This window comes from Pseudoalteromonas shioyasakiensis (assembly GCF_019134595.1).
GTDB classification, from domain to species: Bacteria; Pseudomonadota; Gammaproteobacteria; order Enterobacterales; family Alteromonadaceae; genus Pseudoalteromonas; species Pseudoalteromonas shioyasakiensis_A.
This window is the reverse complement of sequence record NZ_CP077771.1, coordinates 619,070-640,031: the sequence shown is the minus strand read 5'-3', so window position 1 is coordinate 640,031 and position 20,962 is coordinate 619,070. Positions and strand designations below refer to the sequence as shown.

The 20,962-nt window shown below is 41.5% G+C and carries 15 protein-coding genes; 13 read left to right on the top strand and 2 right to left on the bottom strand.

Features of this window, described 5'->3' with window-relative positions; genetic code table 11:
- Positions 1-3 precede the first annotated feature (3 nt).
- The 6 genes from KQP93_RS20245 (at position 4) to KQP93_RS20220 (ending at position 9,324) form a co-directional block, all read left to right on the top strand.
- Complete coding sequence (locus KQP93_RS20245) at positions 4-1,986, top strand: TonB-dependent receptor plug domain-containing protein (RefSeq protein ID WP_254907761.1); 1,983 nt, start codon at positions 4-6, stop codon at positions 1,984-1,986.
- Positions 1,987-2,009: 23 nt separating this feature from the next.
- Positions 2,010-3,749, top strand: a complete 1,740-nt coding sequence (locus KQP93_RS20240) for a sensor histidine kinase (protein ID WP_217876944.1) — start codon at positions 2,010-2,012, stop codon at positions 3,747-3,749.
- Complete coding sequence (locus tag KQP93_RS20235; protein WP_217876943.1) at positions 3,746-5,116, top strand: sigma-54-dependent transcriptional regulator; 1,371 nt, start codon at positions 3,746-3,748, stop codon at positions 5,114-5,116. Before KQP93_RS20240 ends, KQP93_RS20235 begins: the two co-directional genes overlap by 4 nt.
- Before the next feature lie 213 nt (positions 5,117-5,329).
- Positions 5,330-6,289: a porin gene (locus KQP93_RS20230; protein ID WP_054563982.1), complete on the top strand. Its 960-nt coding sequence runs from the start codon at positions 5,330-5,332 to the stop codon at positions 6,287-6,289.
- A gap of 57 nt (positions 6,290-6,346) precedes the next feature.
- Positions 6,347-7,777 carry an SLC13 family permease gene (locus tag KQP93_RS20225; RefSeq protein ID WP_254907787.1) on the top strand — a complete coding sequence of 477 codons (1,431 nt, stop codon included), beginning with the start codon at positions 6,347-6,349 and terminating at the stop codon, positions 7,775-7,777.
- Positions 7,778-7,911: 134 nt separating this feature from the next.
- Positions 7,912-9,324, top strand: coding sequence for a coniferyl aldehyde dehydrogenase (locus KQP93_RS20220; RefSeq protein ID WP_217876941.1), 1,413 nt, complete (start codon positions 7,912-7,914; stop codon positions 9,322-9,324).
- A gap of 19 nt (positions 9,325-9,343) precedes the next feature.
- On the opposite strand, the gene KQP93_RS20215 is transcribed toward KQP93_RS20220, so the two are convergent.
- Positions 9,344-10,066, bottom strand: a complete 723-nt coding sequence (locus KQP93_RS20215; protein WP_217876940.1) for a tetratricopeptide repeat protein — start codon at positions 10,064-10,066, stop codon at positions 9,344-9,346.
- A 546-nt stretch (positions 10,067-10,612) separates the two neighbouring features.
- Between KQP93_RS20215 and KQP93_RS20210 the strand changes: the two genes are divergently transcribed.
- Entirely contained in the window at positions 10,613-11,461 is an 849-nt protein-coding gene (locus KQP93_RS20210; protein ID WP_217876939.1) for a DUF6279 family lipoprotein, read from the top strand.
- Between the two features lie 205 nt (positions 11,462-11,666).
- Positions 11,667-12,698 carry a GGDEF domain-containing protein gene (locus KQP93_RS20205; RefSeq protein WP_217876938.1) on the top strand — a complete coding sequence of 344 codons (1,032 nt, stop codon included), beginning with the start codon at positions 11,667-11,669 and terminating at the stop codon, positions 12,696-12,698.
- 20 nt (positions 12,699-12,718) lie between these two features.
- Here KQP93_RS20205 and KQP93_RS20200 read toward each other — a convergent pair whose 3' ends face one another.
- Entirely contained in the window at positions 12,719-13,663 is a 945-nt protein-coding gene (locus KQP93_RS20200) for a LysR family transcriptional regulator (RefSeq protein WP_217876937.1), read from the bottom strand.
- A gap of 118 nt (positions 13,664-13,781) precedes the next feature.
- On the opposite strand from KQP93_RS20200, the gene KQP93_RS20195 reads away from it, so the two are divergent.
- The 5 genes from KQP93_RS20195 to KQP93_RS20175 all read left to right on the top strand — a co-directional run bounded on the left by KQP93_RS20195 (position 13,782) and on the right by KQP93_RS20175 (position 20,937).
- Positions 13,782-14,948 (top strand): efflux RND transporter periplasmic adaptor subunit, encoded by a 1,167-nt coding sequence (locus KQP93_RS20195; protein ID WP_217876936.1) that lies wholly within the window; start codon positions 13,782-13,784, stop codon positions 14,946-14,948.
- Positions 14,949-14,954: 6 nt separating this feature from the next.
- Positions 14,955-18,101, top strand: a complete 3,147-nt coding sequence (locus KQP93_RS20190) for an efflux RND transporter permease subunit (RefSeq protein ID WP_217876935.1) — start codon at positions 14,955-14,957, stop codon at positions 18,099-18,101.
- Positions 18,094-19,500: a TolC family protein gene (locus KQP93_RS20185; RefSeq protein WP_217876934.1), complete on the top strand. Its 1,407-nt coding sequence runs from the start codon at positions 18,094-18,096 to the stop codon at positions 19,498-19,500. Before KQP93_RS20190 ends, KQP93_RS20185 begins: the two co-directional genes overlap by 8 nt.
- Positions 19,501-19,513: 13 nt before the next feature.
- Positions 19,514-20,536 carry a zinc-binding dehydrogenase gene (locus KQP93_RS20180; protein WP_058584276.1) on the top strand — a complete coding sequence of 341 codons (1,023 nt, stop codon included), beginning with the start codon at positions 19,514-19,516 and terminating at the stop codon, positions 20,534-20,536.
- Between the two features lie 62 nt (positions 20,537-20,598).
- Positions 20,599-20,937: a thiol-disulfide oxidoreductase DCC family protein gene (locus tag KQP93_RS20175; protein WP_217876933.1), complete on the top strand. Its 339-nt coding sequence runs from the start codon at positions 20,599-20,601 to the stop codon at positions 20,935-20,937.
- The last annotated feature ends 25 nt before the right edge of the window (positions 20,938-20,962 follow it).

Below are 20,962 nucleotides of genomic sequence, written 5' to 3'. Positions count from 1 at the left end.
AGCGTGAAGGTTTTAAGATGTTCAGCACTTTTTTCAATTGCAGTTGCCTCAACCATACCACTGGTTGCAAACGCGACTGAAGAACAAGACTTATTCTCTTTGAGTTTTGAAGACTTGCTTAATGTGCAAGTTGATATTGCTAGTAAAACCAGCGAAACCCTGTCATCTGTTCCATCAACCATGAGTATATTTAGCCGTAAACAAATTCAAGCTCTGGGTGTTGATAACGCCTATGAGGTAATGAACTTTGTGCCTGGTATGCAATCTACTCGTGGCGATTGGGTTGGTGCCGTGCCTAAAGATCATGCTCGAGGTGTATACCTTGATAGCGGTAATGTGCTGGTGATGATTAATGGTGAGCGTGTCAATGAATCATCATTCGGTAAAGCTTCTGTTTACATGCCTTATATACCTATTGAAGTTATCGAAAAAATAGAGTTTATTCGTGGTCCTGGCTCGGCGCTTTATGGCAGTAATGCGTTTTTAGGGGTGATGAATATTGTTACCTCTAAAGAGCGAAATGCACTGCAATTAGTTGTTGGCAACAATGGTCGCTACGGGGCAACAGGGCAGTTCAATACCTCTTTAAGTGATGATTCCGCTCTCTTTGCGAGTTTTTCTTATGATCAAAAAGATGGCGAAAGCTATCCGCAAGGTGTAAAGGACCCTCTTGAAGCAATATACCTAGAAGCAGGTGTTGATTACAAAAAGCTGCAATTACGTGCTCGTTACAACGAAACATCCCTCGATGAATTTTTAAACCTTGCTGGCTATTCAACGCAAAATCAACACACCAGTGATAACACCTTTGTTGGCATTAAATATAACTGGATTAATAATGACAAGTTAAAGCTAGACTCTAGTTACTCGTACACTAAACATAATATCGCTAGTGCAGGTTTAATCGCTTCATTTGACGATATACCTGATTTTTTACTTGGCCCAGCTTGGCAAACAACCGATAGCAAATTTGAGACTGAACTGAGTTATCAATTTGAAAATCAATGGCAGCTTGCAGCGGGTATAGAATACGCAGAGGCTAAACAAGTCGAAGCTGGGGTACGTTCTAATTACTATGATGATGAGTCTATGTTAGTCATTATTGACCCCGCTTATTATCAGCAAGGTATTGTGACTGTGATGGACTTTCCTGAATTTGCATCACTTAAATATACCTTCGAAACATTTAGCGCCTACGGGCAGTTAAAAATACCTTATTCAGATGCACTTAATTTATTTTTTGGGGCACGTTACGACGATGTGAAAGACATCGACAGTAAACTTTCGCCTCGCCTTGCGGGTGTTTATGTAATAAACCCAGAGCATACCGTAAAAGTGCAATATGGCGAATCGTTCAGAACCCCAGTTACTAATGAGCTTTTTTCGAATGATGATGTCACCGTAGGCAACCCGTCACTTCGCTCTGAGTCGGTAAAAACCACTGAGCTTGTTTGGCATTATCAAACCTCAGAGTTACAGGCTAATGCGGTGCTTTTTTATAATGAACTCAATGACTTCATAAACATTGAGCCAACGCAATCTAATGATGCACTATTTACTTTTACAAATTCATTTAATACTCAAAATAGTGGTATTGAGCTTGATGGTACTTGGCAATCAAGTAAAGAGTTCTCTGTAACAGGTACCTATACGCAATACTTTGAAGATCCAATTAATGCGAGCTTTAAGCGTTTTGCAAGCTTAGTGAGTAGTTATAACCTATCTGACAGCTGGCAAGTGAGTTTAAACCTATTGTGGCGTGATAAAGTAGAGGTAAGTTCAGTTACAGGTGCTCACTTTGAACAGTCTGCCTATAGCTTATTAGGTGGCAGCTTGAAATGGCAGTTAAACGCAAACAGTCAACTAATGCTTAAAGCAGAAAACCTGTTAGGCAAAAAATATAATGTGTTTGATCCACGTATGGACAATGGCGCTGTCGCTGGTACAACAGAAGATTTATCGTTACACTACCAGTTCAATTTCTAGTTGCGCTGATCTCAAAGGTTTGAATGTCGTCATTAAGTAAAAAGTTAGTAATTGCAGGTGCAATGCTTTTATTGTTGCTTGTGTTAGTTTTTTACGTTGGACGCGCTCACGATTATCAACAAGCAGAGCAACAAAGCCGTGTTCAAGCTACTCAGTTAAGTCATTATTTTTCAAGCGAATTAGCCCGCTTTAAAACAATTCCTACCCTAGTTAGTGCCAATGATTTAGTTAAATCTTTTGTGGTTAAGCAAGGGATTGGCGAGCAAGCCGTTAATTATTATTTAGAAGATATCCAACGTGCCAGTGGTGCATCAGATGTCTATTTAATGGATTTAACAGGCTCTGTTGTGGCAAGTAGTAACTGGCAAGTTGATTACACCTTTTTGGGCAGTAATTTTGCTTTTCGGCCTTATTTTTATTTAGCCAAGCAAGGTGAAAAAGTGGCTTATTTTGCTTTAGGCATGCGCTCAAGTGAGCGGGGCATCTACTTTTCAGAGCCGGTTATTGATAAGGGTAAAGTTATTGCTGTTGTCACTTTAAAAGTGAATGCGAAAAAGTTTGAACAAGACCGTCAGCTACTTAATGCATCAGACAGCACTCACTTTTATATCGCACTAGAAGATAGCGTTATTGTGATGTCAGACGTTGAGGACTGGCGTTTAAAGTCACTTGAATCGCTTAACGACGAACAAATGGCTGCTTTGGTTAAGTCTCGCCGCTACTTGTCTCATAAACCGAGCTTACTTAATCATAATCATAAGCCTTTAAGTGAACAAACCGCACAGCAAAACATTCAGCTTAATGGCAAGCAAGCGCGATTCATTAGCGCCACCGAAACAATAGACATTATAAACGCCAAAGCCAGTGTGCTGGTGGATGTAACTAATGTGGAGCTTGCACAAATACCTCGGCTGCTTTGGTTTAGTGTGTTTTATGCTATTGCTGTTGTGCTTATTCATATGGCGATGGTGCGCTTTGCGGGCTACAAAAAGCTCTTGTTTTCAAGACATAGCCTTGAGCAAGAAGTAATAGAACGAACCCAAGCGCTTGAAAAAGCACAAAAAGCACTGATCCAAACAGCCAAGCTTGCAACGATAGGTCAGTTAAGTGCAGGCATTAACCATGAAATCAATCAGCCTTTAAGTGCTATGAATACTTATTTAGTGAGCGCAAAACGGTTACTTATCAAAGGCAATAATGAGCAAGCCAGCGAAAATCTGGTATTAGTGCAGTCACTCATAGAGCGTGTTCATAAGATTGTCGCGCAACTTAAGCATTTTAGTAAACCGGCGCAAACTCAACTTAGGCAGCAAAGCTTAGCGAGCATGTTAAAAAATGCGTTAATGATCGCCAGCGCCCAGTTAAAGCAAGACGATATCGAGGTAAAAGCTGCTGATATTGATGCAAATATAACAGTGTGGGTCGATAGCGTTAAGTTTGAACAAGTATTGGTTAACGTGATCACCAATGCTAGCCAAGCAATGAGTGAATCTGAAAAGCGTGAATTAAGTTTTGATCTCGAACTATTCGACGACCGAGTTAAGCTATCAATTCTTGATACAGGGCCGGGTATTGATCAACATGCATTGGGTAATATCTTTGAGCCATTTTACAGTACTAAAACCAGCAACGGTTTAGGTTTGGGTTTATCTATTTCACGACAAATTATCGACTCATTTAACGGTCGATTATCGGCGCATAACCGCCCTGAAGGCGGCGCACAATTTATAATAACCTTACAAACAAATAAGGAACCATCATGAGTGTAGTTGCAGCGACCTGTAATCAGGTAATCGTTATTGATGACGAAGCGGTGATCCGCGATTCATTAAAGCAACTCCTTGAGATTGAAGGTTATCAAGTTCAGTGTTTTAGTGAGCCTACAGCGGCACTTTCAAAATTGAGTCGTCGTTTTGAGGGAATTGTATTAAGCGACATAAACATGCCAAAAATGGATGGCTTGGCATTTTTAGAACAAGTGAAAGCCTTTGATAGTGAATTACCGGTTATTTTTCTTACCGGCTTTGCAGATGTATCTGTGGCCGTGAAAGCCATGCAACTAGGCGCCTATGACTTATTCGAAAAGCCACTGACAGAGCAATTGTTAGATTGTATCGCCCGCGCTTTAGAAAAACGTGCTCTAGTGATGGAAAACCGCGCCTTAAAAATAGCAGTAGAGAAAACCTCTGCGCCCGGTGTGCGAATTTTAGGTGAAACCGAGCAAATGCAACAAATGATGCATTTACTCAATGCGGTAATCGATACTCCTGCCGATGTTCTAATAGAAGGAGAAACAGGCACAGGTAAAGAATTAGTTGCCCGTTACTTACATGATCAAAGTAACAGATCAGCGGCTAATTTTGTTGCCATTAACTGCGGCGCAATCCCCGAGCAACTGATTGAAAGTGAGCTATTTGGTGCAGCCAGTGGCGCATATACAGGTGCTACGCAATCTCGACAAGGTAAATTTGAATTTGCTAAAGGCGGTACTGTCTTTTTAGATGAAATAGAGTCAACGCCTGCAAGTTTACAAGTAAAGTTATTAAGGGTGCTTGAAGAGCGTAAAGTAACGCCTGTAGGTGATAACCACGCTATTGATTTAGACGTGCGTATTGTTGCTGCCACCAAAGTAGACTTAATGACACTAGTCGAAGCAGGGGAGTTTAGAGCCGATTTATATTACCGCTTAAACTTAGTTAAAGTGAGTATCCCCGCATTACGAGACAGAAAGGCCGATATTCCACTGTTGTTTAAGCATTTTAGCTCGATAGCAGCGACACGTTTTCATAAACCACCTGCACCACTCAGTAGTGAAGCAAAGCAGCGACTACTTGCTTATGACTGGCCGGGTAATGTGCGAGAGCTTCGAAATCAGGCCGAACGTGCGGTATTGCTGGGCTCTGATCTGGCCTTTGCCTCGTACAGTGATGCAAATAATGAAAACGAACTTGCTCAGGACTTAAGCCTTGCCGAGAAAATTAGTTTTTATGAGCAATCACTCATCGAAGAAGCGCTCGAGCGTAACAACGGCAGCATAAAAGAGACTATGGCTACATTACAAATTGCCCGTAAAACCCTTTACGACAAGATGACCAAGTACGGTATTAATCGCGAAATGTTCAAAGACTGAGCAGCCCTCTCATATTAAACTCTTCACAATGGGTGGAACTGGTGACAGCATATTTTTAAAAATGTGTGGATATCCACCCATAAAACACAGCCTCTTTTACGTCAATAAAGTTAATTTACTGTTATTTAACAGCTTTTTTAAAATTAACTAAGTTGGCAACCAACTTGCCTTAATAGTTAGGAACAACAATTTGAACCTAATAAGGGGCGCATAATGACAACAATATTCACTCATACAAAAACACGCGTAGCAGCGGCTGTGATTTTAGCGAGCACAGCTGGCTCAGCAATGGCAGCAGACTACGCGGTATACGGTAAAGCAGAAGTTCAAATAGCAAACACAGATACAGGCGTTATGCGCTATGCAGATGAAGGTACGCAAATAGAAGCACCTTTTTCTCGTATTGGTATTAAAGGTAGCCACAAACTAACTGAGTCGCTAAAAGCAGTATTCAAATACGAAGTTCAAGTAAAAGGCTTTGAACATGACGATACCAGCGAGCCATTTTCAGCTCGTAATACTTACTTAGGCCTTGCAGGTGATTTTGGTGAAGTGGTTGTCGGTCGTAACGACACTCGTTTTAAATACTCAGAAGGTAAAGTAGACGGTTTTAACGAAACCCAAGCAGATATTGCACAGCTGATCCCAGGTCAAGACCGTATCGGCGATACTATTACCTACAGCTCAAAAACATACGGTGGCGCATCACTTGCGTTAACTTATGCACCAAAAGATGACAGTAGCAACGATGAAGATGGTTTTGCGGCAACGGTTATTTATGGTGACCGTGCATTAAAATCTAAAGACTACTATGTTGCTATCAGCCATGTTGATGCACTTAATAAGTTAACAGCAAGCCGTGTGGTTGCAGCATGGAAACTTGATAACCTACAGTTAGCGGGTTTATTCCAGCGCAGCGAATCAACCGACGGTACGAAAGAAGGCAATGGCTATGCACTTAGCGCAAGCTATGCAATCGATAAATGGGTACCTAAGCTGCAATATGTTAAAGACGACTCAAAAATTCGCCATGCTGAAGAAGGTAAACAATGGACAGCAGGTGTTGACTATGTTTTTGATAAACAAACCACAGCATACTTATTCTATACTGATTTAGATTTAGAACTTGAATCAGACAACAGCGTTGCAATTGGTCTTAAATACAAGTTCTAAGGAGTCGGTATGTCATTAGTAAATCAAACAAAAGATGGCTCACAGCCACGCCCATTAATGAGCACAGTAATGTTACTGCTGGGCCCATTAGTGATGTTATTAACTTGCTTAATCGATCCACCAGCGGGTATGAGTGTATCAGCACTACGTACCGCAGGCCTTGCATTTTGGATGGCTACTTGGTGGGTAAGCGAAGTTGTGCCAATTCCTGCTACTTCATTATTGCCACTGGTTATATCACCTCTTGCTGGCATTGCAGCAATCAAAGGGGTCGCGTCACCTTATGCACACCCTTTGATCTTTTTATTCTTAGGCGGCTTTTTGATCTCAATCGCGATGGAGCGTTGGGGTTTACATAAGCGTATTGCGCTTAATACCATGCTTCGTGCTGGTACTAAGCCAAGCCTACAAATTTTAGCCATGATGTTAGTAACGGCATTTTTATCGATGTGGATGTCAAATACAGCAACTGCTGTGATGATGTTACCAATTGCTATGTCGATTACTATGCTGGTTAAACAGTCTAACCCTGAAAATGATCAATTTGGTAAAGCATTATTATTATCAATCGCTTATGGTGCAAGTATCGGTGGTATTGCAACCTTAATTGGTACCCCACCCAATGCACTTATGGCTGCGTATTTATCAGACAGCTACAAAATTGATATTGGCTTTGCTGAGTGGATGAAAGTAGGTGTACCACTTGCAACTGTTATGCTGGCTTTATGTTGGGTTTGGTTAACTAAGTTTGCTTATAAAGTAGATACCGATTGTGCCAAAGCAGCAAGTAAAGATACTAAATCGTTATTTTTATCGCAGTTACAAGAGCTTGGTGCAATGAAGCGCGCTGAAAAAGGCGTAGCAGCCGTGTTTGTTTTAGCGGCAGTATGCTGGATCTTCAGACCTGTACTTGCCGACTTATCGGGCTTAAAAATCTCTGATACGGGTATTGCTATTGCGGCAGCATTATTATTGTTCGTGTTACCGGCAAACAAAGGTGATGGTGAGCGTATTCTTGATTGGGAAAGTGCCGCTAAAGTACCGTGGGGCGTGTTGCTTCTATTCGGTGGTGGCTTAACACTAGCTGCGCAAATCAAATCTTCTGGTCTTGCTGAATACATTGCTCACATGATTGAAGGAGCGAGTGCAATTCCGTTGGTATTAAGTGTTCTAGCAGTGGCAACCTTAATCACTTTCTTAACTGAGATCACCAGTAACACGGCTACAGCTGCAGGTTTCTTACCATTATTAGGCCCTGTTGCTGAGTCAGTATTTGGTACACCACTTGTATGGGTTATTCCTGCGGCTATTGCGTGTAGCTGTGCGTTTATGATGCCAGTTGCGACTCCGCCTAATGCGATAGTGTTCGGCTCTGGGCAAATTCAAATGCGAGATATGATCCGCTCTGGCTTTGCACTGAACATAATTGCTATTGCGATGATCACATTAGTTACTATGACTATTGCCGCAGTGGTATTTGGTTTTTAGTTAAGCCTTTAAGTTTTCAACCTATTCCAACCAATAACAGCGCTCACTATGAGCGCTGTTTTTACATTTATAAAGTTGCTCAGATAAATATAGCTGGTTATAGTGGCTAAAATCGTTTATCAAGAGATGATGTTTTGACTGATATACACGCACAATTACAGAGTGAATTTATAAAACTCAACGATGCCTTTTTGGCCGAGCCATATTTAGCGATTGATCAGCGTATAAAGCTGTTAAAAACGATTAAATCCCGCCTAATTGAAAATGAGCAAGCCTTAGTAGCTGCAACAAGTAAAGACTTTGGCTACCGTACCGAGTTTGATACTGTGCTTGGTGATTTACTGCCAACGGTAAAGTCATTAACTGATACCATAAAGCGCTTACCTAAATGGTCACGAAACGAGTCACGCAGTGTGGGTATCAGTTTATGGCCTTCATCGGCACATATTCATTATCAGCCTAAAGGAGTTGTAGGTGTTATTGCGCCATGGAATTACCCAATTCAATTAGCATTAGTACCGGCTCTTAGCGCATTAGCGGCGGGTAATCGCGTTATGTTAAAACTAAGCGAGTTTACCCCACATACCAATGCGGTTATTAAGCAGATAATGGACGGTGACATATCTGAGCACTGCATTATTATTGAAGGCGAAGCCGACACCGCCGCCTCTTTTTGTGATTTACCTTTTGCTCATTTACTATTTACTGGCTCAACATCAGTAGGGCGTAAAGTGATGCAAGCGGCCAGTAAAAACCTCACCCCAGTGACCCTTGAGTTAGGTGGCAAGTCACCGGTTGTGATTCTTGATGATGTGAATATTAAAGAGGCTGCTAAAACGCTGTTATTCGGAAAGCTAAACAACGCAGGGCAAATATGTGTTGCTCCTGATTATGTGTTTGTGCCCAAAAAGCTTGAGCATCAGTTAGTACTGCAACTCAGTGAGCTGTATAAAAAGCATTTTAAACAAGGTGTTGAAGGTAAAAACCTCACCTCGATTATCTCTGATAGGCAATATCAACGTTTAATTTCGACATTAAATGATGCAAAAGACAAAGGGGCTCAAGTATTCGAGCCAATAGAAGGGCACCAAGTCGATGAACTTAAGCATCGCATGGGTTTGCATATTTTAACGCAAGTAAATGACGATATGCGGGTAATGCAAGATGAGATCTTTGGGCCTTTACTGCCAATTGTGAGTTATGAATCACTGCAGCAGGTGATTGACACTATAAACGCCGACTCATCACCTCTTGCCTTATACATTTTGGGTCATGATAAAGACAAAATAAGTAAGTTAAGTTCATCAATCAGAAGCGGTACATTGGCAATTAACGATGTACTGATGCAGGTAACTGCAGACCAACTACCGTTTGGTGGTATTGGTGAGTCTGGAATGGGGCACTATCATGGTATTGAAGGCTTTAAAACCTTTAGCCATGCAAGAAATACTCTAGTATCAGGAAAGTTTAATCCTCGTACCAGTTTGTTGCTAAAGCAAAACAAGTTGCTTATCAGACTATTAAAATGGATGTACTTGCGCCGTTAAGCGCAAGTACACTGCTTGTTTATAAACGCCCGTCAGGTGCGTATAAACCAGCCTGTATTTTTGCATAAATCGCGTCTGCTTTTTCTTTCGCTGCTTCAATTTCTGCTGGCATCATAGTGCGCTCATCTAGCTTACGGCTATGGCTTGCATCCATGTTGCCGTTGTATTCAGCAATGGTATTCCAAATGTATGATTTTTCGAGGTTCTTAGGAACTCCTAAACCTTCGTAATACATTAAGGCCATATTGAACTGAGCAAGAGTAAAGTTATTTGCTGCCGCCTTTTGGTACCAGCTGAGTGCTGTGCGGTAATCTTGAATTACCCCTTCGCCATTGGCGTACATAACCCCTAAATTAAACTGCGCTGCTGGGTGATTTTTTTGTGATGCCATTTCAAATAGTGAAATCGCTTTTTCTCTATCAAGTCTGACTCCTTTACCTTCTTGATAAAGTACACCCAATGCGAACATTGAATCAGCATGTACTTTTTTTACTGCCTTTTCGTACAATTCTGCCGCTTTGCGGTAGTCGCGTTGTACACCAAAACCACCTTCGTACATTTTAGCAAGCTCATACATTGCAGGGGCATAACCTCTGTCTGCAAGGTAGTTAAATTCATGAAGTGCTTCTTCAAAACGACCTTCATTCGCCGCTAATTGGGCATCTTCAAGACTGGCATTTGCTAAAGGTGACAAGATTAACGTACTAGCGAGCAATAGTGTTTTAAAATTAGGCTTGATCATAGTCTGCCTCCAAATGTGTGTTAGGTATCAATAGCAAAGCATTGAGCTATTGATAAAATGCATTGCCAAACAGCCACTGAGCAAAACATCACTTTTAGTTTAGCCCCAACAGCCGCAAATGCCCAATTTATAGACAGCGGCAAGCTTTGCAATTAACAAGTAGGCTTAAGATACAGATTTTACAGAAAAATTAAAGAAATAAAAAAAGCCCGTAGCGGGCTTTTTCGAGTCATATCTACCGTCACCGATATGAGCAATGTAGCAAGTAAAGTGTAACGTTTTATGTCTATGTTTGGGTCGAGGAAACAGATGACAATCAAGAGTTACATCTTGAACTAACTTGGCAAAACAGCATCAAAGCCTTTAACAGTATGATGTTGCTGTGAGAATAGTTTAGCGAACCAAGTTGTTGATAACGATTATTACTTAGGTTTAATTGTTCGTCAACACTTAAATGATAATTAATTTCATTTAATTATAGTTGCTGAATTTTTGTTCTTAGTGGTAAGTTTACTTTGTTTTGAAACAGGATTTGAAAAAACTACAATGAAAAAGCTATCAAAGTATCTAATAGTATTTAGTTTGTTGTTTACAGTAGCTGGGTGTTCCCCTAGCTTTACTTACAATAACTTAGGCTGGTTATCAGGATTTTGGATTGATGACTATGTAGATCTCAACAGTGACCAAGCTGATAAATTTAAGCATATCGTCAAAACCAGCCGCGATTGGCATCGAGAAACACAACTCCCTTTATACAAACGTGATCTTGAAAGCTTAAAGGCCATGTTAGATAAGCAAGTTGACCATAACGAACTTAAAGCACACTTTGTACAAGCAAAGCAGCATTGGCAAACGCTGGTTGATAAAATTGAGCCTGAGCTTATTGATTTAGCGAACTCTCTTTCTTATCAGCAGCGAGTTGAGTTTGTTGCTGCACTGCAAGAAAACATTAACGATGAGTACAAAGAACACGAAGAGAAATCGCCTGAGCAACATAAAAAAGAACGTTTTGAAGAAAACCTTGAAAACTATAAAGAATGGTTCGGTACTAAGCTTTCTTCACAGCAAAAAACACTGATAGAGAACTCATCAAATACGCGAGTCAGTACATTTTTACTGTGGATGCAATACAAACAAAAGCGTTTAGACACTTTAAAAACGCTGTTTATGCAAAAGCAAAAACCAGAAGACTTTAACCAGCAACTTGCTGTGATCATTAATGATCGTTTTGCCTTTATGAGCGATGAGTTAATTGCAGCCGATGATAAAAACCTAGATAACTACGTTAACTTGTTATTAGAACTAAAGCCTACGTTAACCGACAAACAACGTAGTAACGTTCGTGATGAGTTTGATGAGTTAATTGAAGAGGTCAGTGACTTGATTGATGATTAGGTGCTAGGCGCTCGTTGTGCTTGGACGCGATGTGAAATCGCTACTATCTCGTATCCTATAATTTAAAAATAAAAGTTAAAAAGTATTAGTTTTTCCGGGGTTTATGTAAATTTTTGCATTTTTATGCAAGTTTGCTTAATAATTTGTTCCTATAATACTTGTTTCGCGTTAAAATTAGGCAACTTAAACAATAACGAAAAACCTGATGGATATTGGGGCGCTAAGAGGCACTCAAGCATTACGAAATAACGTTCTTAAATGGATGGGCTTTTGTCTTGGTGTACTTGCAGGAATATTCGCCGGTTTTAATCTTTTTATTAACGACTTTTTTGTACTTGGGGCATTAGAAGTCGTTTTTGCATCGTTTTGTTTTTATATCTTTTTTTATACCCGAAAACGCAATGGTCATCTTTGGCAGTCACTCACATTATGCGTTTTCTTATCGCTACTTATCACGCTAGGGACTTATCTCAGCGACATTAAAAGTTTGTTATTTATTTGGACTTGCTCACTACCGGTCTTATTTTATCTATTATTGGGTAAGCAATACGGCAAAGTTTTGTCGCTTATAGTGGCTTTACTGCAAGGGAGTATTCTCTTAACCAAATCAAGTCTAGAACCTCTTAACAGCATTAATTTTTTACTTAATTTTTCATTCACGTACATTAGTATTTGGGCGGTGTCTCATACCTTTGAAAATAGCCGCGCACAATATGGTAAGCGGCTAGAAAACTTAGCGTTACTCGACCCATTGACTGGTGCAGGTAATCGCTTGGCGATGACCCATTATTTTGAAGTAGAACTTAAAAACAAAAATGGCTTGTTTATTTTAATGCTCGACCTTGATTATTTTAAGAAAATTAATGATCAGTATGGCCATGAAGTGGGAGACCGCATTTTAATTGAAGTAACCAGTTTCTTTAGACAGCGTATTAACAGAGGCTATGTTTTTCGTATTGGTGGTGAGGAGTTTGCTATTTTCTTACCTGATAGCGACCCGCAGAGTGCATATGAATTTGCAGATATGCTGCGCGAGCAGTTATCAACGACTATCCACAACATTGATGAGGAAGCAATCAATCTGACCATTAGTATTGGTGTTGCTTGCTACATGCCAAATCAAACCCTTAAAAACTTTATTAAGCGTGCTGACGATGCGCTATACCAAGCTAAACAGCAAGGCCGAAATAGAGTGATAACAGCTTATGAGTTAAGCCAACAAAATAAAGCGAGTTAGTGCTATTCAAGCTTCGCAAGTTAGCCTTTATACATAGTCTCAAAGTCAGGAATGTTTGCTTCCCATACTGGAATATCTTTGCCTATGTATTCACGCATAGCATCAAAGAATAAACGTGTTCTTACAGGTAAGTCTCTGTGTGGGTAAACTGCATACACCGCACTGTAATCGAGTAATTCCATATCGGTTAAAATTGGCACGAGATCGCCACGTTTAACTTCGTCATCAAGAATAAATGCGGGCGCAAGAACATAAGCATTGCCTGAAATAGCCTTCATTAAAAGTACTTCAGCATCATTAGCACGAAAGACACTCTTTATATTTTGTTCAATAATATCGCCATCGGCATTGCGATAACGAATACCGCTAATGCGTTTACTCGGGCTTGAATAGCTAGCAGCGGGTAGTTCTTTTAAATCCTCAACATGCTTTGGCATACCGTATGTTTCAATAAACTCAGGTGAGGCCAGCAGCAACATACGGTTGCGGGCGATTTTACGGGCAATGAATGACGAGTCTTTTGGCTCGCCAACACGGAAAGCCAAATCATAGCCCTCTGATACTAAGTCAATCAGCCTGTCGTCTAAACGAAGCTCGACTTCAACTTGTGGAAAACGTTTTTGAAAGTCATTAATTACAGGTTGAATATAACGCTTACCGATAATACTTGATGAGGTAATTTTTAACGTACCACGGGGTTCTTGGTGGTAATTCTCTGCAAGTCTGACGGTATCTGATAGCAAATCTCTGAGTTCGGCTGCCTTTTTTACCATTTCAGCGCCAGCGGCAGTCAATGAAAAAGATCGCGTAGTACGATTAAGTAAACGCACTCCTAATTCATCTTCAAGACGGCTAATTTGTTTTGAAATGACTGAGCGGTCTATATTTCTAGACTCAGCAGCTTTAGCAAATGAGCCTCGTTCAATCACTTCAAGCAACATTAATAAGCGGCTGGTGGTATCCATAGCAGTTCCTCAAACTTTATTGGTGCCATTCTGGCATTAATGAATTTAAAAATCTATCATTTTTATCCGCTAATTAGTTGCGTAACATTGTCTCCAATCTATTAACAGGAGAGTCGTGATGAACAAATCTATTCTTGCAGTGGCAGTGACCATTGCGAGCTTAACGCTTGCAGGGTGTGGCACAGAAGCCAACCAAGCAGCGCAGCAACAGCAATTACAACCTATCGATGTAGCACAAGTACTTGTTAAACCGGTACAAAATTGGCACACCTATACAACGCGTTTAGAAGCGCCACAAGAAGTTGCGCTTATGCCGCGTGTTTCGGGTGTTATCGATAAAATTAACTTTAAAGAAGGTGATAGCGTTAAAGAAGGCGATTTGCTTTTCACCCTTGATGCACGTCCTTTTGCTGCCGTGGTTGATAGTTTAAAAGCGCAAATCGAAAGTGCCAAGGCGGCACTTGAGCAAGCTAAAAGTGAAGCAAAACGTGCAGAGCGCTTAACTGAGCGTAAAGCGATTTCGACGGAGCAAGCTGAGTCTCGTAAATCAACACTAAGACAGCGCGAAGCGCAATTACTAGCACTCCAGGCTGAGTTAACTGCCGCTGAGCTTGATTTAGCATTTACGCAAGTTCGTTCGCCAATTGATGGCATCGTATCGCGTGCAAATATTACCAAAGGTAACAATGTGCTTGCTGGTCAAAGCGTATTAACCAGCATTGTTTCAAACCAGCAAATGTATGCTTATTTTGATATTGATGAGCGTACGTGGAATCAGTCATTTGCTGATGTGACAGCGCAAAGTGAACAAGCGGTTGTGATGCAAAAAGTGGGTCAAACCAGCTTTAACTTTAATGGCAAAATTAACTTCATTGATAACCAAATCAACGAAACTACCGGCACTCTTCGTGTACGTGCCGTGTTCGAAAACGATGAACAACAACTGCGCGCAGGTTCATTTGCTCGTATCAAACTTGCTGCCAATAAAGTGAGCGAAAAAGTCATCGTGCCTGAACGTGCAATTGGTACTGATTTAAAGAATCGCTTTGTACTTACCGTAGGTGAAGGCAATGTTCTTGAATATAAATTAGTGACGGTTGGTGAGCGTTACGGCAGCTTACGAGCAATTACATCAGGTCTAAATGAAAATGATGTGATTGCTGTGAATGGCCCTGCGCGTGTTGGCCCTGGTATGCCAATTTCACCAAACACAGTCACTATCAATAGCGACGGAATTGCATTCACTCTTTCAAATAATCACTCAGATTTGGTTGCTAAACAGTAGGTCAAAATGAAATTTTCACACTTTTTTATCCAGCGACCCATCTTTGCAGCGATGCTGTCGCTTATTTTTCTCATCGCAGGGGCAATCTCGTTATTTCAATTGCCAGTGAGTGAGTACCCAGAGGTAGTGCCGCCAACCGTTGTTGTGACGGCAAGTTATCCGGGTGCAAACCCAACGGTGATTGCTGAAACGGTAGCGACGCCACTTGAGCAAGAAATCAATGGTACAGAAAACATGTTGTATATGTTTTCGCAAGCAACCAGTGATGGCCGCATGACATTGACGGTAACCTTTGCCTTAGGCACTGATTTAGACCGTGCACAAGTCCAAGTGCAAAACCGTGTAAACAGTGCGCTACCACGCTTACCACAAGAAGTTCAGCGTTTAGGTGTTGTAGCCGAAAAGTCATCACCAGATTTAACCATGGTGGTGCATTTATATTCGCCTGAAAAAACGCATGATACAACTTACTTAGCGAACTATGCTGATTTGTATATCAAAGACCAAATTGCACGTCTTCCAGGTGTGGGTGATGTTCGTATGTTTGGTGGTGGTCAGTACTCAATGCGTGTTTGGCTTAATCCTGATGCACTCTCAGCACGTGACTTAACAGCGATGGACGTCGTAAATGCATTACGTGCGCAAAACCAACAAGTTGCTGCGGGTAGTTTAGGCGCGCAACCTACGTCGAAAAGTAATCAATTTCAAATTCTTATGAATGTTAAAGGGCGTTTAAGCTCACAAGAAGAATTTGAAAATGTGATCATTAAAGTAGGTGAGCAAGGCCAGCTTACGCGCCTAAGTGATGTAGCACGCCTTGAATTGGGCCAAGACACTTATGCACTAAGAGCGATGTTAGATGGTCAACCAGCCCTTGCAATGCCGGTATTCCAACGCCCGGGTTCAAATGCGATAGAGCTTTCTGATCAAGTGCGTGAAACCATGAAAGTATTATCAAAAGACTTTCCGGCAGGTGTTGAATACGACATTGTTTATGACCCAACTGTATTCGTACGCGGTTCAATTGATGCTGTTATTAAAACGCTACTAGAGGCAATCGCGTTAGTGGTTATTGTTGTCGTTGTGTTCTTACAAACATGGCGTGCATCGGTAATTCCTCTTATTGCGGTACCCGTTTCTTTGATTGGTACGTTTGCAGTTATGCAATGGCTGGGTGTATCGATTAATACCTTATCGTTATTCGGCTTGGTACTTGCCATTGGTATTGTTGTTGATGATGCCATTGTTGTAGTTGAAAACGTTGAGCGTAATATCGAGCAAGGCTTATCACCGCTTGAAGCAACCCGTGTCGCGATGACAGAAGTAACTGGGCCAATTATCGCCATTGCACTTGTCCTATGTGCGGTATTTATTCCTACTGCTTTCATTACAGGTTTATCTGGTCAATTTTATAAGCAATTTGCATTAACCATTACTATTTCAACGGTTATCTCAGCGTTTAACTCGTTAACACTATCGCCTGCGTTATCGGCGTTGTTACTAAAAGGTCATGATGCAAAACCTGACCGTTTAACTAAGTTATTAAATCGCATATTCGGTAATTGGCTATTTAAACCTTTTAACCGCTTATTTGATAAAGGCGCCAATGGTTACGAAAAGCTGGTTCAAAAACTAATTCGTATGAGTGTGATTGTATTAGTTGCGTATGTTGCACTTGTCGGTGGCACAGTTAAATTGTTTGATACTGTACCAGGTGGCTTTATTCCACAGCAAGATAAGCAATATTTAGTTGCAGTAGCACAGCTACCAGATGCGGCAAGCTTAGACAGAACTCAAGAAGTCGTGCAAGAAATGGAAAAAATTGCATTACAAGTACCGGGTGTTGCAAACACAGTATCGTTTCCTGGTTTATCGGTGAATGGTTTCACAAATAGTCCTAATAGCGGCATTATGTTTACTCCACTTGCCCCTTTTGAAGATCGCCAAGATCCGAGTATGTCAGCAATGGCAATCGCGGCTCAGTTAAATCAAAGGTTTGCGACAATTGATGAAGCGTTTGTTGCGGTATTCCCGCCACCGCCAATTCAAGGTTTAGGGACAACAGGTGGCTTTAAATTACAAATTGAAGACCGTGCAAACAAAGGCTTTGAGGCACTCTTTAATAGCTTGCAAGCAACTATTGCTAAAGCACAGCAAGACCCTGCGTTAATGGGCCTATACTCAACCTTTAGAATTCAAGTGCCACAAATGGATATCGACATTGACCGTGAGCAAGCGCTTATTCAAGGTATTCCACTTGATGAAGTATTTAATGCCTTACAAGTGTACTTAGGCTCTGTTTACGTGAATGACTTTAATTTGTTTGGTCGTACTTATCAGGTCAATGCGCAAGCAGATGCCGATTACCGTCAAGATCCAGAGCAAATTTTAAATCTTAAAGTACGTAACAGTATGGGTGATATGGTGCCATTAGGCTCAGTGTTAACGGTAACACCAACAACAGGCCCAGATCGTGTGATGCACTATAACGGTTACCCTACAGCTGAACTCAATGGTAGCCCAGCACCAGGTTATAGCTCAGACCAAGCACAACATGCGATTGAAGCAATCCTAGCTGAGACATTACCAAATGGTATTGAGTTTGAGTGGACAGAAGTAACGTATCAGCAAATATTAGCGGGTAATACCATGGTGTATGTTTTCCCTCTGGTTGTATTGCTTGTGTTCATGGTACTTGCTGCGCAATACGAGAGCTTAAGATTACCACTGGCTATTATTCTGATTGTGCCTATGACTATATTCTCGGCCTTGTTAGGTGTGTGGCTTGTTGGTGATGACAACAACATCTTCACGCAAATCGCATTAATCGTACTGGTTGCACTGGCAAGTAAAAACGCCATCTTGATGGTTGAATTTGCACGAGATCAGCATAAAACGGGGCTGTCTCACCTTGAAGCCATTATTAAAGCGTGTCGCTTACGACTTCGCCCAATTTTAATGACGTCAATTGCCTTTACAGCCGGTGTTGTACCCCTTGTACTTGCCACAGGCGCAGGTGCAGAGATGCGTCATGCCATGGGTAACGCAGTGTTTTCAGGCATGATTGGTGTAACCGTGTTCGGCTTATTGTTCACCCCGGTATTTTATATGTTAGTAACTAAAAAATCGCAGAAGGAGCAACACGATGCATAAGCCTCTTCATGCAATCTTTAAACACGGCAAACTAGTTAGTGCAATGCTGTTAGCCGGAGCACTGGCTGGCTGCGCACAAAGCGTCGATATGCAAGAGCAGCAAGTGAGCTTGACACAATTTGTAAGCGATACACAAATTGGTGAACAAAACGAAGGTGCGAGCGAAAATAACTGGTGGCGCCGTTTAGATTCGCCGCAGTTAAACAACTTAGTGACTGATGCATTAGCAATGAATCACGACCTAAAAACCAGCCAACTTCAACTTGATGCAGCCATTGCCCGTTTAGGTGCAGCCCGCGCGGATTATTATCCGCAGGGCAGCCTAAGCGTAGGCGCAGAGCGCAGCAGCTTAGATGGTGTTATTACACGCCAATCAAACGCTGGTGTGAACGTAAATTGGCAGCTTGATTTGTTTGGCCGCATTACAGCGCTAGTCGATGCTGCTAATGCGGGTGCATTAAACCAAGCAGAGCAAGTAAGAGCATTACAGGTTGAAGTAGTCTCAGCCGTGGTGCAAGGCTATGTAAGCTATCAAGGTAATGTGCAAAAGCAAGCTATCATTGAGATGCAAATCGAGGCACTCGAGCAAAGTATTGATGTGCTCAAAGCGCGAGTAGAAGAGGGGGTTGCGAATGAGCTTGACCTTAACCGTACCCTTGCGCAGTTAAAGCAGCAACAAGCGCTTATTCCTGAGCTTAGTTACTTGCAATATCGCGACTTAGCAACTCTTGCAGTACTAACCGGTCGACTTGCAAGCGATATAACATTGGTCGAAGAGCCTGAGTTACTCAGTCACGAATTTAGCGTGTCGTTCAACAAAGCAAGTGAAGCAATGGCACTGAGACCAGATATTACCAGTGCTTTGTATCAGTTTAGTCAGGCTTATTCGCTAAGTGTTGCCGCCTCAAAAGCACTTCTGCCAGATATTAGTTTGGCAGGGTTTGCAGGTGTGGTGAGCTTAACCAGTAATGGCTTAGAAGATACCGTGCAACAATGGCAAGTAACGCCAAAAGTTGAATGGTCATTGCTCAGCTATCCTGCATTATTAGCTCAGCGTGATGCACAGCAGTTTTTAAGTGAAGCCGCTTACAGTGACTATCAAAGTAAAGTATTAAAAGCCATTAGCGATAGTGAACTTACTTTACAAAGACTAGTCAAACAGCAGCAACAGTTAAGTTATGCTGATCAGCGTTTTAATTATGCGAATAAAGCATTTGGTCAAGCTCAAGCAATGTATCAAGAAGGACAAATTCCTTACTTAGAGTTGTTAGATGCGAGACAGGATGTTTTAATAGCGCAAGAGAACGCTGTTGATTCAACAATTGCTTCGTTACAGGCCAAAGTAAGTGCTTATCAAGCGTTTAATGGTCGTTGGAGCTTTGAACTAAACAACCTTTAACCCAGAGTATTCAATGTCACATATTCAACAAACTACAGATCTTCCGTCAACAATGCGCGCGCTTGCACTGCTTGAACCAAATGACGCGATTGCGTTATCTGAGCTCTCTGTGCCAGTACCGAGCCCTGAAGGCAACGAGCTCTTGATAAAAGTTGAATATGTGGGCTTAAATCATGGTGATGCCAACTTTGCAAAACAAGGTTTTTGTAAATGGCATTACCCCCATGTATTAGGCCATGATGCAGTTGGGGTGGTTGTTCAGGCAAATAAAGGTGTATTCCCTGGTGTTGGCGCGCGTGTTGTATGGCACGCCAGTCTTGGTGACCAAGGTGTGTTATCTGAATACACAACGGTACCAAACTATGCAGTATCGGTTGTGCCAGATAACGTTTCACCGGCAGACGCTGCAACCTTACCTTGTTCAGGTATGACAGCATTAATTGCTCTTGATAAGTTGCAGCTAAGCGAAGGGGATTCACTGTTTATTGATGCAGGTGCAGGCGGCGTTGGCCAATTCGCTATTCAATTTGCTAAGCAACGTGGTGCAACTGTGTTTACTACTGCCAGCAAACACAATCATAAGTTACTTAAGCAATTAGGTGCTGATGTGGTGTTTGATTACAAAGACCCAAAACTTGAAGATAAAATTCGCCGTGAATTAGGTCCGCAAGGCTTTGATGCAGTGCTTGATTGTATTGGTGGCGATACTACTATTCGTAACGTTGAGCTAATGCGCTTTTGTGGCCGTATTGCCTGTTTAAATGAATTACCTAAGTTTGAGCAAGAACTTATGTTTAGACGCGCACCAAATATTGGCATTGTATCGTTAGGCGGAGCGTGGCTTGCAAATAGCTTATGTGCGCAGCAAAAGCTAAGCTTTATGGGTAACTTATTACTCGATAATGCAGCCCGTGGCGAGATAAAACTGCCACAAATTCATGCCGTAGACTTTACCGCTGAGGCTGTTTCAGCAGCTTTAAATAAACAACTTGCTGGTGGTTTTACCGGAAAACAAGTTGTGCAGGTAAGCGGTTAATCTTGCAAACTCACTGTCCAGTCATACTGTTTGATGGTCAGTGCAACCTGTGCCATTTTTGTGTGCGGTTCATTATTCACTTTGATAAGCAAATAACCTTTAAGTTATGCCCTATGCAAAGCGATAAAGGTGAGCGTTTATTAAAGGCTCACAAAGTTAAAGATCCTCTTTCCTCCATGTTAGTAATTGATAATATCCAGCTATATAAACAAAGTGACGCTGTGTTATTTATCGCAACACAATTAGGTTTTCCTTTCTCTTTGGCTTACGTTTTCAAGCTACTGCCAAAAGGCTTTCGCGATCGTATGTATGATTGGCTTGGTCGTAATCGTTATCGGTTTTTTGGTAAACAAACACAGTGTAAGTTACTGACTGAAAAACAAAAGCAGCATTTTTTATAAACATTTAAAGTAAAGCTTGCTATTC

What these genes read in the sequence shown, in the direction of transcription:
- KQP93_RS20225 (WP_254907787.1), top strand. Translation starts at nt 6,347, where the DNA reads ATGAGCACAGTAATGTTACTGCTGGGCCCATTAGTGATGTTATTAACT.
- KQP93_RS20200 (WP_217876937.1), bottom strand. Translation starts at nt 13,663, where the DNA reads ATGGATACCACCAGCCGCTTATTAATGTTGCTTGAAGTGATTGAACGA.
- KQP93_RS20240 (WP_217876944.1), top strand. Translation starts at nt 2,010, where the DNA reads ATGTCGTCATTAAGTAAAAAGTTAGTAATTGCAGGTGCAATGCTTTTA.
- KQP93_RS20205 (WP_217876938.1), top strand. Translation starts at nt 11,667, where the DNA reads ATGGATATTGGGGCGCTAAGAGGCACTCAAGCATTACGAAATAACGTT.
- KQP93_RS20235 (WP_217876943.1), top strand. Translation starts at nt 3,746, where the DNA reads ATGAGTGTAGTTGCAGCGACCTGTAATCAGGTAATCGTTATTGATGAC.
- KQP93_RS20185 (WP_217876934.1), top strand. Translation starts at nt 18,094, where the DNA reads ATGCATAAGCCTCTTCATGCAATCTTTAAACACGGCAAACTAGTTAGT.
- KQP93_RS20230 (WP_054563982.1), top strand. Translation starts at nt 5,330, where the DNA reads ATGACAACAATATTCACTCATACAAAAACACGCGTAGCAGCGGCTGTG.
- KQP93_RS20215 (WP_217876940.1), bottom strand. Translation starts at nt 10,066, where the DNA reads ATGATCAAGCCTAATTTTAAAACACTATTGCTCGCTAGTACGTTAATC.
- KQP93_RS20210 (WP_217876939.1), top strand. Translation starts at nt 10,613, where the DNA reads ATGAAAAAGCTATCAAAGTATCTAATAGTATTTAGTTTGTTGTTTACA.
- KQP93_RS20195 (WP_217876936.1), top strand. Translation starts at nt 13,782, where the DNA reads ATGAACAAATCTATTCTTGCAGTGGCAGTGACCATTGCGAGCTTAACG.
- KQP93_RS20190 (WP_217876935.1), top strand. Translation starts at nt 14,955, where the DNA reads ATGAAATTTTCACACTTTTTTATCCAGCGACCCATCTTTGCAGCGATG.
- KQP93_RS20180 (WP_058584276.1), top strand. Translation starts at nt 19,514, where the DNA reads ATGTCACATATTCAACAAACTACAGATCTTCCGTCAACAATGCGCGCG.